Origin of the sequence: Sphaerochaeta sp., assembly GCF_050256055.1 — a bacterium.
Taxonomy (GTDB): domain Bacteria; phylum Spirochaetota; class Spirochaetia; order Sphaerochaetales; family Sphaerochaetaceae; genus Sphaerochaeta.
This window is the reverse complement of record NZ_JBFWIJ010000007.1, coordinates 37,753-50,199: the sequence shown is the minus strand read 5'-3', so window position 1 is coordinate 50,199 and position 12,447 is coordinate 37,753. Positions and strand designations below refer to the sequence as shown.

Here is a 12,447-nt window from a genome sequence, read left to right as displayed (position 1 = left end):
GTGATGCCCATGAATAGTAGTGTACGGAGTTTTCTGAAGGCGCAGGCTCACGCTCTCAAACCGGTGGTCATGGTTGGCAAAGGTGGCCTGGACAACCGTATCGTCACCGCAATGGATCAAGCGTTGCTCAGCCATGAGTTGGTGAAGGTGAAGTTCCAGGCATTCAAGGACGAGATTCGTCCCTTGGCCGAGGAGCTTGCAGTCAAGACTGGTAGTGAACTGGTGAGCATCATCGGTTTCATTGCCACGTTCTATCGCGTAAGCGAGGGGCATTTGATTCATATCCCCAAGGATTTGGCCCAAAAAGGCGAATGAGGGTATGCATCGAGGATCAGGGCGGCTGTCTTGGTCCTTTTTTTGTGTCCGAGGGCAAGGCAGGCCCGCATCCAACGGAAGTCGGGCCTGCATAGAGAAAATCCACCAGAAGGTGTTACCCTGTGATACCATATCATTGTAGTGAATGGCAATAGCTCAGGTTGCAGGACCCTTATAGCACAGCAAGCCAAGTTTTTCACACATTTGGTACAGAATCGGAAGCTTTTCCAGTCCTTTTGCGTCATCCAGCGTATTCCAAAGCTGTTGGGATAGCAGGAAAAGGCGAGGGAAAAGCAAATACTCGGCCTGTCTGCTGCTGGTCACCTGCTCCGTCCAGAGGTTCGCCTGAGCTCCCAGGATTTTCTTTTTGGCTTGTTCATCCAAGGAATCTGAAACAGGGGAGAAGCTGGCGACCTGTGTGAGGGTACTTACTCCAAGGTTTCCCATTTCCTCCTTGCTGTCGGTATGTTTATAATCGAAATAACAGCCTTCGGTATTGGGGCTCATGATCACCTGATGGCCTCGCTTGCTGGCTTGGATGCCTCCCTCACTGCCTCGCCATGACATGACGATCAGATCCGGGGGGAGCCCCAGCTTCTCGGTGCCTTCCAGTACTTCATCCCATCCGATGGGGCGCTTGCCCTCCTGGTGCACCATTTGACAAATCTGGCTGGTCATCCAACTCTGCAATTGTCGTTCTTCGCTCAGACCCGCCTCCAGCATCCTCTGCTGGCATTTCGGACAGTGCTCCCACGCGGTATGGGGGCATTCATCTCCTCCGATGTGGATATAGGGGTCACTGAAGAGTGCTGCGATCTGCTTGATCGCATCACGGAGGAAATCGAGGACTGCATCATTTCCACAGCAAAGCACTTCATCAAAAATCCCCCAACGGTCCTGTACCTCATACGGGCCGGCAGTGCATCCGAATTCAGGATACGCAGCCAGAAGGGAGGATACATGACCTGGGGTCTCTATCTCGGGGATGATCAGTATATGGCGTTGATGTGCATACGCCTGTAGGTCAAGGATTTCCTCTTTCGTATACATGATGCCGTAGGTGCGTCCATCGGTGTATTGCAGCTGCCTGCGGTGGGCAGCTATTTTCTCCAGCCGATCCCATCCTTCAAGGGGGATTCGCCACCCTTGGTCGTCGGTAAGATGCCAGTGGAAGCGATTCAGATGGAACAGGGATGCCGTGTCGATGAGTTTCTTGAGAAACTCAATGCTCAGGTAATGTCTGCTGCAGTCAATCATGAAGCCACGCCAACCATAGTCCGGCGCATCCTCGATTTCACAGCAGGGAAGCTCGTGTGTAGTCAGCAGATCGAGTTTTCTGAGTGTGGAGAGCGCGCGAAACGCACCTGTGTTCGTACTTGCCCCGAGTACGATGGATTCGGATGTGATCGACAACCGATAGGCTTCTTCCTGCAAATCCCTCTCCAAGAGGATTTTGATATCATCGCCTTCCGTTTCGCAGGAAAAAATTTCCCGGGCGAACGATGCGATTACCTTGAATTGCGGTTCGCAAGAGAGGGTGGTGCCGCGATGAAGGATGAAAGTTCCTTCCGTATCTGTGATTCGTTTCGGTGAAGGAACGAGTAGTGCGCTTGCACGATATGGCTTGATATGCATGGGTTCTTCCTATCATCTCTTGGCCTGCAAGTCAAGTTCAGTGCTTGTACAAAGTAAAGAAATCTGTCGAGAAAGTTATGCTTGACAGCTGGGATGGCGGATGGTAGGCTTTGTTTGTACAGAGAGCGAACAAACTGCAGTGGTATCCAAACCAGTACCTTCAATACGGAGTAGAGAGAGGCGTATGAGAATTAACAACAATAACTTCCAAAAGAATGCCAACACCTCCTTGGTTTCGCAGCTGATATGGAAAAGTCCCGGCATCAGCAGGGTTGATATCGCCAGAGAACTGAATCTCTATCGGTCGACGGTCACCAATATCATATCCGCCCTGATCGATGATGAAGTCGTTTACGAAGGCGAGGAAGGCAGCGGAATGAGCCGGGGAGGGCGAAAGCCGATCATCTTGAGACTGAATGAGCGATTCGGTTGTGTGGTCGGTTTTGACATACAACCTTCCCATTATCGGGCGGTAATCCTGGATATCACCGGTTCCATGCTCTATCAGGACAAGGGAAAGCTTCCGGAATTGGATTTTGATGGTATTCTGACGTTTCTGATGGATCTGGTGCTTGCTCAGGTGGAGAAGTTGAACATTCCGTTGCTGGCAGTGGTCGCCGGCATTCCCGGTATCGTGGATGCCGAGAACGGCATCATTTTGTATGCTGAACCGTTCAATCTGCGAAATTATGACATATATTCCTTTTTTGCAAAGAAATATGATGTTCTGGTATTTGCGGAAAATGACGCAAACTGCACGGCATGGCTTGAAATGACAGTGAACCGTAACGTGAATCTTGGTGATTTCATGTGCATGATCGCCGATTACCATGAAGGGAGCTATCAATTCGGAGATCGTGCAGGGATCGGCGTGGGCATCGGGCTTTCCATCGGAGGGAAAGTCTACCATGGCAGCCATCACAGCAGCGGAGAGTTGTGCACCCTCAGCTGGAGGGGGAGCAATATCGGGCAGACAGGGCTCCCCGAGGATCTGCTCATCCGTTCCGTCTCGGATGAGCAGGCTTGGGAAGTCTGGATGGTCGACCTGTTCAGCTCATTGGTGCCGATCATTTCCGTGTTTGATCCCCGGGTGCTGTTCATCCACGGCAAACCGTTCAGCAATGAACCGAAGATCAGGACACTGCTTGAGCAATCCTGTCCGCAGTTTCTGGACATTCTCAAGAAGGTGGGCTGCAAGTTGATTTTCGACACGCAGGATGAGTCGGTCGTGGCAAAAGGAGCTGCAATGATGTTTCTGCAGAAGTTGTTTGCAGTGCCGGAACTGTCGGAAATTGAGAGCCGTACGCATTTTGATTGGGAGGATGTGGTTGCGCAAGCCTACCCGATGAAGAAGACCTATCGGAAACCTAGGATGGAGGTCTCCCATGCCTAAGACGCATACGCTTGCCGATGCACACCGGGAACAGCGGAGAGCCTACTGGACCTTGGTGCTCCCCGGGTTTTTGATCTACTTTGCGGTCATGGCGTTTCCAACGGTGTTCTCGGTCTTCCTCAGTCTCAGCGATTACAACGGGGGCAAGTTGTTCGGCGGAAAACCGGTCAGCTTGGTCGGTTTCAAATGGTATGGGAAGCTGTTCGTCGACGAATACTTCTTTCTGGCTTTGAAGAACAACCTGTGGATCGTGTTCGTCTCCGTATTCGGACAAATCCCGCTCGGCTTCTTTCTCGCCTACGTGCTCTATCGGGGGATCGTACGCAAACCCGATTTTTTCCAGACGATGATCTATCTGCCCACCGTCATCTCCACCGTGGTCATCGGCATTCTTTGGAAGTCCTTCTTTGCTCCCTACGGGGCCTTCCCGGAATTGATCCGGCTCTTCGATCCAACCTATGAGTATGGAATTTCGAATCATCCCATGTTTCCGGTGCTTTTCGTCATCCTGTGGATGTATACCGGTATGTATCTTATCATTTTCATAGCAAATTTGCAGAAGATCGACAGTGCTGTAATCGAGGCAGCCCGCATCGACGGTGCCAGTGAAGGACAAACGCTTCGCTACATCATTCTTCCTGCTCTCTCTGGCGTGTTGGTCACAACGGCGATCCTGGCGATCAGTGGATCCTTGAAAAGTTTTGACCTGATTTTCGTCATGACCGCCGGGGGACCCGCCAACCGAACCAGTGTCCTTTCGATCTACATGTTCGACAAGGCTTTCAAGGGTGCTCCGAATTATCCCTTGGCAAATTCGATCAGCACGGTGATGGTAGTCATCAGCTTTGCTTTGATCGGCTTGACCAAATGGGTGGAAGCCAAATTCGGGGGGAGGGAATAACCGATGCGGGATATCAAGGATACAAAGTCTGTGCGCGCCCGCATCGGGCTGGTGGCAACCTATATGGTTATGATTTTCTTTACCATTATGGCCATATATCCGTTGCTTTGGCTGGTGATGAATTCGTTCAAGACGACCACCGAGTTCCAGCTGAACAAGTTGGGCCTTCCCAAGGATTGGGTGGTGGTCAATTACCAGGATGCCTGGGTGCGGGGAAAGTTCCCCCAGCTGATCACCAACAGTATCATCTATACGGGCATTACCACCGTAGCTACGCTGGTCTTCTCATTTATGGCTGGATTTGCGTTTGCCAAGATTCCCAACAAGGCGACGAAAGTTCTCCACGGTTCGTTTGTGATCGGGTTGTTGTTGACCTTGCAGTCGATCATGGTGCCGTTGTTTTTGATCATCAACTGGGTTGGTTTGTATAATACCCGGCTCGGAGTCCTGATCCCCTACATCGGGATAGCCATGCCGATGGGCATCTACTTGGGGACGGAATACATCAAATCCATCCCGGATGCATTGGTTGAATCTGCGAGGATCGATGGGGCGACGTATCTGAAGATATTTGCCACGATCATTGTCCCGATGGCCGCTCCTGTCGGGGTGACGGTGGCCATCCTGACCGTAACCGGAACGTGGAATGAGTTCATGTTGATCAATATCCTGACCAGCAGCGATGTCCTCAAGAGTCTTCCTGTCGGGGTCCAGAAATTTGCAGGAGCACTATCTAGTGATTTCGGAAAGCAGTTTGCAGCCTTGGTGATCGGACTGGTTCCGATGCTGGTATTTTATTTGTTCTTCAGAAAGGAAATAACGAAGGGTGTAGCCGCGGGGGCTGTCAAGGGCTAATGGTGTTTGAATTTTATTTGACAGCCTATATAAGTCATGGTAGCATTAGTTTGTACAAAGTATGAACTAAAAATACGGGTGTTCTTCACCTCAGAACGGGGTGGTAACAAACGAACGAAGCGGGAGGGGAAACCTGAACGCAGTAGAGTTGAAGAAGTCATGAGGAGGTAAAAATGACTGGATTCAAGAAGTTTTCCGTAGTGGCTCTTGCATTGCTGATGGCATGTACATCGGTCTTTGCCCAGGGTACCAAGGAAGAGGCGACCGCCAAGGGACAGGTGGAATTGACGGTCCTCAACTACATCGACATGTCCGAACCGAACAGCGCGAATGAGATTGCGATGGTGTGGGACAAGTTCACCGCCGAGAATCCCGACATCAAGATTGTTCGTGAAGACTTGTTCAACGAGCCGTTCCACCAGAAGACGGAAGCCTACGTTGCCAGCGGCCAGGTACCCGACGTCCTGTATATGTGGCCCAGTGGACGTTCCACCAGCCTGCATACCACCAAGAGCGTGAAGGACCTCATGCCGTTCCTCGAGAAGGATGGTTTGGTTGGTGACTACAACCCGGCGGTCTTGGTTCCCCAGTTTGCAGGATATCTTGGTGAACTGCCCAATGGCTTGACCACCACCCATATGCTGTATGTCAATGCCAAGGTGCTTCGCGACAATGGTCTCTCCATCCCCAAGAGCTATGATGAAATGAAGGCTATGGTTGCACCGTTGAAAGCCAAGGGCATCGACCTCATCGCCATGGACAACATGGACGCATGGGTAATGCAGAGCTGCTTGTTCTCCATGGTAGTCGGCCGATTCGGCGGTACCGATTGGTATCCGAGACTGGCTTCCGGGCAGATCAAGTTCACCGACGATTGGTTCGTGAAATCCCTGCAGTTGATCGATGACATGTACAAATCCGGTATGATCAACCGCAACAGCCTGTCCAGTCCCTATGGTTCCTCACGCGGCAGTTTTGCAGCAGGAAAGGCTGCATTCTACATCGACGGCGACTGGTCGACCGCATCCTTCCAGACCGATATCACCACCGGCAAGGCATTGATCAGCCCTGCTTCCCAGCAGAATGATTTCGAACTCATGGTTATTCCGAACCTCCCCGGCGAAGTTATCCACAATTCCAACAGTGGTGTGGTGGGAACCGGTTGGGGTATGAGTGCGAACCTCCCTGCAGGTTCGGCCAAGGAAGCTGCTGCCTGGAAGTTGATCAAGTACTTGGAAGGCGAGTATGTACAGACCTACCGCCTGACCACCGGTGCTTCCTTCCCCTCCAACCTCAAGGTTGATGTGGCAAAGGTTGTGAAAGAGAAGAACCTCGAGCCGTTCATCGCCAAGAGAGCCGCATACTATGCAGCCTATACCACGATTACCCCGGTCATCGATGGTGTGTTGCACAGTGATGTCTATAACGTCATCAACACTGGTTTGCAGGAGATCGGCCTTGGTTCGAAGACTCCGGCACAGGTTGCTTCCGAAGTGCAGAAAGCTTGGGATACCTGGAAGAAGAACCAATAGGAAATCTCAACGCAGTACCGTATTACCAGGAAGAGGACCAAACGGTCCTCTTCCTGCATCAAATGAATATCTTCTCGTTCTTTCGTCACCTGATCTGTACAGAGCAACACTCCTTCAGCGGCTGCTCCCATACAAGTCGAACACCTTCAAGGAGTCCTTGAATTGTTTGATGGTACATACATCCTTGGTTTTGAAGAAGACCACTTTCTGGGCGGTCGGCCGGATATCGAACAGGTTGTCACTGAACACCCCCTTGATCGATCCGGCGTCCAATGCCACTTGGAAGGCAGGGTTCGTACAACTGACGGTGATCGAAAAGCCTCCGTTCACTTCGGCCACAACGGTATTCAGGCAGGGATCCTCCAAGCTGCACTCCTTGGGCTTTGCCAATAACAGGGTGTTCTCGATATATACGTCATCACTCTTGAGTTTGAGGTAGATGAACGTCCGCTTCGGATCAAGTTTGGGTTTCTTTCTCAAATCGATGGTACAGATATGATTGCTGGTCTTCGCCTCCAAGGTGAATCGGTACTCTTGTTTGCCGAGCTTCTGAGCTGAGAAGGTGCAGAACTTGACCGAGAGCTTCATATCCTCGATGGGTCTGGGAGCATCGTTTACGACATAGACTTCAACCTTCCCAGGTTCCTTCTGATAGGCGATGGGCAAGGCCGGGTTGTAGAAATGTTTGGCTGCATAGTGCAGGAGTTTCCATTTGCCCGTATAGTCGATGGAAGACCAGGAGGCGACCGGCCAGTTGTCATTGAGCTGCCAATACAGCGTTCCCATACAGTGGGGCAGCAAAGTCCGGTAGTACTCGATCGCCATTTTCATGGCAGTAGCCTGCTGGACCTGCGACAGGTACAGCATCTGTTCAAAATTGTTGGGGAACCGATAATAGCGGCTGAAATTTTCAATGATGATGGAATTACCCCGGTCATTCTTTTGATGGTGTTCCATAACCGGGCTGGTCAGGTTCCACATGTCCTCTGGAGCGTAGGTGGCCACTGTGGAAAGGGAAGGAAAACTTTGGTAACCAAATTCGCTGACAAACCGGGGTTTGATCGAATAGTAGTGCTCAAACGGCTTGCCTTCATGCCAGACTGACCAGAAATGCATATCACCGCGTTTGTCGCTGTGCCAATTGTCGGAAAAATCACCAGGACCTGAGGAAGGACTGGAAGGCCACCAGGTACGTTTTGGATCGAGTTCCTTGATGACTTTTCCGACCACTCCCTCGTTGAGCCGGTCGTAATCGACGACGTATCGGTATGGATGCGCTTTCGATTCCTCATACCAGCCGATGGCTCCCAGATCCTCATTGTTGCCGCACCAAAGTGCAAGGCTGGGATGGTCCATCAAACGCGGTACCTGATAGCGCAATTCCGCTTCCACGCTGCCAAGAAATTCCTGGGTTGCTGGATACATCGAGCAACTGAACATGCAGTCCTGCCAGATCAGGATGCCTTTTTCATCGCACAGATCATAGAAGTCTTCCATTTCATACAACCCGCCTCCCCACACGCGGAGCATATTCATGTTGGCATCCACGCAGGATTGCAGAAGTTGGTCATACCGTTCATGCCTGATGCGCGAGAACAGTGCATCCATGGGAATCCAGTTGGCTCCTTTTGCAAAGATGTCCCGACCGTTGACACAAAACGTCATACCCTTGCCACCCTGTACGTCTTCCTCGGTCCGTACCTCGAGTGTCCTGAAGCCCAGACGCTTGGTGTATGTCTGCATTCCAATCTGTAGTTCCAACGGGTAGAGCACTGCTTTGCCCTCCCCATTCGGCCACCAACGCTGAACGTTGTGACAACAGAGGTGAAAGGTAAGTTTGTTCAACCCGACATGCGTTGAGACAAGGCCCTCCTGCACGGCATCAGCGATGACGGCTTTGCAGGGAAGATCAGCTGCTTGCCGAGCGTTGTAGATGAGAGAGACGGTGACAAGCCAATCGTCATCCGCCCGGGCTGTGGTGTCGCAATTCACCGACTCGATCAAGCCTTCGTCGACGAAGGCCAGTTCGATCGGCTCATAGATACCGAAGCTGAGAATGCACGGACCCCAATCCCAACCGCTGTGGCACTGGGTCTTACGCACCAGGTTGCGGTGTTTTGCCGAGACCGGGTAGACCGAGTAAGGAATTGGATAGGGCAATTCCCTCGCTTTTTCCATCGCTGCCTGTTCGGCGCTGCGGAACCTGAGCTCGATCGTATTGCCGCCTTCCCGAAGGTGTTTGGAAAGGTCGAATCGCCATCGTCTGAACTGGTTGTCGCAAAATCCCACTTCCTCGCCATTGAGTGTGACGGCAATGATCGTATCGGCCATGGTCAGGGTGAGGACGGGGAGGCTGTTCTCCAACAATGATGCAGATACATCAAAGGTTTTGCTGAGCACCCAATCATGTTGTCCGACCCACTGGATGTCCAGTTCCTGCGTACCGATGTACGGATCCGGTATCAGTTGCTGTCCCAGCAAGGCTGAATGGATATCCCCCGGAAGGGTGCAGGGAATGGTCGGATGACTCTGAAAATAGGAACAATACGGAGCTATGGCGAGAGCATCCCTTGGGGAGAGCTCCCACACTCCGTTGATATCGATGGTTTGCATGTACATCCTCCTTCAGCGAGTATATCACAGCCTGCATCTGCTGTGCTGCTTTAGCGGGTACCATCCTTGTTCACTTCTGCAGGGCTTACTATACTACAACATATTTGAAATGTAGAAAGGATACAAAGTGAAGATTGGATCGGGTGAACCGAAAACCAAACAGGGAAGAGCATCGGCTTTGCTGCTTGCAATACTGGTTACTGTTTGCTTGCTTCTGATCACCGGCATACTCGCCCAAACGTGGAAGAACCGTCTGATCGAGAATACCAAGCATAGGGCTGAGCATGCTCTGTTGCAAGTTCGCAAGAATCTCTACCTCCTCTTGGGTAGCGAACAGACTTTCACCGCATTCTTCGCCCAACGGCTTGAGGAAGATTTGCAGAATGGCACCATGTTCGACCTTTCCCACTATGATACCTACCTGCAATTTCTCAGAGAAACTCAATCATCCTTTGTGTTAGCCACGATCATGCGCCAGTCGGAAATTCTGGACTTTTTCCCCAAGACAGCGGATGCATTGGATCCGAATGCGTTTGTTCTGATTCCAGAGCATCTTGCTGCTGTGCAGGCCATGGATACGGTGGTGCTGGACGGCCCCATACGCTATCAGGGAGCTTCCCGGTATTTCGTATGCAGGACAAGGTTGGATGAGGGGGGAGCGTCGTCGATTCTGTTGAATTTGTATTTTGATTTCGACCGACTTATGCAGATGATCACCGGAGATGCACTTTCGGATGATTACCAATATTTCATGGTGTTCTCCCATGTCGACGGACAGGCTACCTATGAATGGGGCGATCCTGCTGTCTTGGACAGCGATGCTGTCACCATGGACGTATCGGTATCCATGCTGGGAGGTACCATGAGCATCGCACCGAAACAGCCTTGGATGGGGCATTCTGTTCCCCTTTTGCTGTATACGATTCTCGGTGCGTTCGTCTCATGTTCAATTGGTTTTGTCATCTATCACCGGCACCAACGGTATCTCCTTCTTCAAGAACGCATCCATAGGGACGGCTTGACCAACCTTCTCAATCGTAAGGGATTCGAGGAAGTCCTGCGACATGCCCTCGCCGAGGATTTCCCGTTCGCGCTCGCTCTGCTTGATGTGGACAACTTCAAGCAAATCAATGATACCTACGGCCATCTTATCGGGGATCAGGCACTGCTTTCCTTGGTGGAGCAATGCAACAGGAGCCTGGCAGCAACCGACACTCTCGCACGGTACGGAGGCGATGAATTCATCTTCCTTTTCAGGAACTGTGCAACACAGGAGCTGTGCAAAGCGTTGCATCAATCAATTTCCCAAGCCTATTTCCGATCAGCCAGGATATCCTTTCCGATGGTGGTGAGCATGGGTGTTTCCTTCTTCCCCCGTGAAGGCGATACCTACGAAGGATTGTTCAATCTCGCCGATCAACGGTTGTACCGGGCGAAACAGGAAGGAAAAGGAAGGTTGTGCACCGAATAAAAAGAAACCAGGTTGCCGTAGCAACCTGGTTGGCTATGCAGCTCAGAGCCCCTGTTCCAACGCCAGGGTGACTGTGGTGCGATCACACACTTCGGCTGGTCCGAAGTACTGTACCGCCCCGGGATAGGTAAAGGACGTTGTTCTTGCCCAGTTGTCGCGATGTTCGGCGAAGTACTGGAAGGGTTTTCCTTCCAATTCCACCAAGGCTTTCTTGATAACCGGTTTATTCGTTCCATGACGGACTTCCATGTTCATCATCATGGTGATGGGAATACCGCCGGCGTTCCATTTTTCTGCCTGCTGACTAAGATTGGTGACCGAGGACAAGTAGCCGCTCAAACCGCCGCCGATCAGCAAAAAGGCATTATAGCCAAGGCTGTAACAGTAGTCTGCATCAAAATTGGTGGGGAACGCACAGCGTCCCTCATATCCGAAGAAATGGGTCATACTGCTGAATTTGCCGGTATAGCGACCTTCCGCCTTCATCTGCTTGAGTGTGGTTTCGACCATGGTGGCGAGCAGTTTGTCGGTCTCGATACGGGACACCTGAACATTTCCATGGGGGTCACGGTCCATCAGCAACTGCTTCTGAATTTCTTCGGGCAGTATGGTGAAGACCTGCTTGGATTTGCTGCTCAAGCGATCCTGGACGAACTGGATCCGTTCGTTGCTGTCCGAAATTGCATTGAAGGTGGATTCTTCCTTTGCCAGAAGGGAGTTGATTTCCTCGATGAGTGTCTTGATCTCAGGGATGAACTCGACCAAACCTTCGGGGATCAGGACAACTCCGAAATTATTCCCGTCGGCCGCACGGTCGGCAACTGCCTTGGCAATGGAGTCGACGATGCTGACCAGACTCTGCTGCTTCGCCTCGACTTCCTCGCTGATCAGGCAGATGTTCGGCTGGGTTTCCAAGGCGCATTCCAATGCGATATGGCTGGCACTTCGTCCCATCAATTTGATGAAATGCCAGTATTTCTTGGCACTGTTCGCATCGCGTTCGATGTTTCCGATCAATTCGCTGTAGGTCTTGGTGGCCGTATCAAAGCCGAAAGAAATCTCGATGAACTCATTTTTAAGGTCACCGTCGATCGTTTTCGGACAGCCGATTACCTGGATTCCGTGACCTTTTGCAAGAAAATACTCGGCGAGTACCGCCGCATTGGTATTGGAGTCATCACCACCGATGATTACCAAGGCAGTGATGTCATGGCTTTTGCAGACCTTGGCGCAGACTTCGAACTGGGCTTCGGTTTCCAACTTGGTGCGTCCGCTCCCGATGATGTCGAAACCGCCGGTATTACGGAAGGTTTCAAGGAAGGATGCGTCTATGATCTGGTAGGAATCTTCGAGGATACCGGATGGACCGCCTTTGAACCCGTACAAGGTATTGTCTGGATTGGCTGCTTGCAAGGCATCGTACAAACCGCTGATGACGTTATGGCCGCCGGGGGCCTGACCCCCGCTGAGAATAACCCCGATGTTGCGTCGCTTGGTGATGTCCTTGTTCTCGCCTTCTACGAAGGAAACCCGTGGAAGACCATAGGTATTGGGGAACAGGGCCTTGATAGCCTCTTGGTCGGTTGCTGTCTGGGTTGCTTCACCCAAGGATGGGACAACGCTGGTGATGCTCTGTCGCAAAATGGGGGGAAGCTTTGGCTGATAGGCATACCGTACTTGCTGCAAAGGGGAAATGTCCATGCTGAACTCCTACTGAAAAATGGTGTCTGAA

9 protein-coding genes are annotated in these 12,447 nt (G+C 51.6%); 6 read left to right on the top strand and 3 right to left on the bottom strand.

Features of this window, described 5'->3' with window-relative positions; translation table 11 throughout:
• Nucleotides 1–9 precede the first annotated feature (9 nt).
• Entirely contained in the window at nt 10–315 is a 306-nt protein-coding gene (locus AB7C91_RS04370) for a YhbY family RNA-binding protein (protein WP_332446322.1), read from the top strand.
• A gap of 156 nt (nt 316–471) precedes the next feature.
• Here the strand turns inward: AB7C91_RS04370 and AB7C91_RS04365 are convergent, their stop codons facing one another.
• Entirely contained in the window at nt 472–1,950 is a 1,479-nt protein-coding gene (locus AB7C91_RS04365) for a beta-N-acetylhexosaminidase (protein WP_428589462.1), read from the bottom strand.
• Nucleotides 1,951–2,134: 184 nt separating this feature from the next.
• Here AB7C91_RS04365 and AB7C91_RS04360 point away from each other — a divergent pair, with 184 nt between their 5' ends.
• The 4 genes from AB7C91_RS04360 to AB7C91_RS04345 all read left to right on the top strand — a co-directional run bounded on the left by AB7C91_RS04360 (nt 2,135) and on the right by AB7C91_RS04345 (nt 6,631).
• Nucleotides 2,135–3,343, top strand: a complete 1,209-nt coding sequence (locus tag AB7C91_RS04360) for an ROK family transcriptional regulator (RefSeq protein ID WP_332446320.1) — start codon at nt 2,135–2,137, stop codon at nt 3,341–3,343.
• Nucleotides 3,336–4,244 carry a sugar ABC transporter permease gene (locus AB7C91_RS04355; protein WP_332446318.1) on the top strand — a complete coding sequence of 303 codons (909 nt, stop codon included), beginning with the start codon at nt 3,336–3,338 and terminating at the stop codon, nt 4,242–4,244. The genes AB7C91_RS04360 and AB7C91_RS04355 overlap by 8 nt, the downstream gene beginning before the upstream one ends.
• Nucleotides 4,245–4,247: 3 nt before the next feature.
• Complete coding sequence (locus AB7C91_RS04350; RefSeq protein WP_332446317.1) at nt 4,248–5,099, top strand: carbohydrate ABC transporter permease; 852 nt, start codon at nt 4,248–4,250, stop codon at nt 5,097–5,099.
• Nucleotides 5,100–5,272: 173 nt separating this feature from the next.
• A complete protein-coding gene (locus tag AB7C91_RS04345; protein WP_332446316.1) occupies nt 5,273–6,631 on the top strand; it encodes an ABC transporter substrate-binding protein in 1,359 nt (452 codons plus the stop codon).
• Nucleotides 6,632–6,745: 114 nt separating this feature from the next.
• Here the strand turns inward: AB7C91_RS04345 and AB7C91_RS04340 are convergent, their stop codons facing one another.
• Nucleotides 6,746–9,244, bottom strand: coding sequence for a beta-mannosidase (locus AB7C91_RS04340; RefSeq protein ID WP_332446315.1), 2,499 nt, complete (start codon nt 9,242–9,244; stop codon nt 6,746–6,748).
• A 127-nt stretch (nt 9,245–9,371) separates the two neighbouring features.
• On the opposite strand from AB7C91_RS04340, the gene AB7C91_RS04335 reads away from it, so the two are divergent.
• The gene (locus tag AB7C91_RS04335; protein WP_428589455.1) at nt 9,372–10,715 is read left to right on the top strand and encodes a diguanylate cyclase domain-containing protein; all 1,344 of its coding nucleotides are present in this window, start codon (nt 9,372–9,374) and stop codon (nt 10,713–10,715) included.
• Between the two features lie 42 nt (nt 10,716–10,757).
• Here the strand turns inward: AB7C91_RS04335 and AB7C91_RS04330 are convergent, their stop codons facing one another.
• Nucleotides 10,758–12,416: a diphosphate--fructose-6-phosphate 1-phosphotransferase gene (locus AB7C91_RS04330; protein WP_428589452.1), complete on the bottom strand. Its 1,659-nt coding sequence runs from the start codon at nt 12,414–12,416 to the stop codon at nt 10,758–10,760.
• Nucleotides 12,417–12,447: the final 31 nt, after the last annotated feature.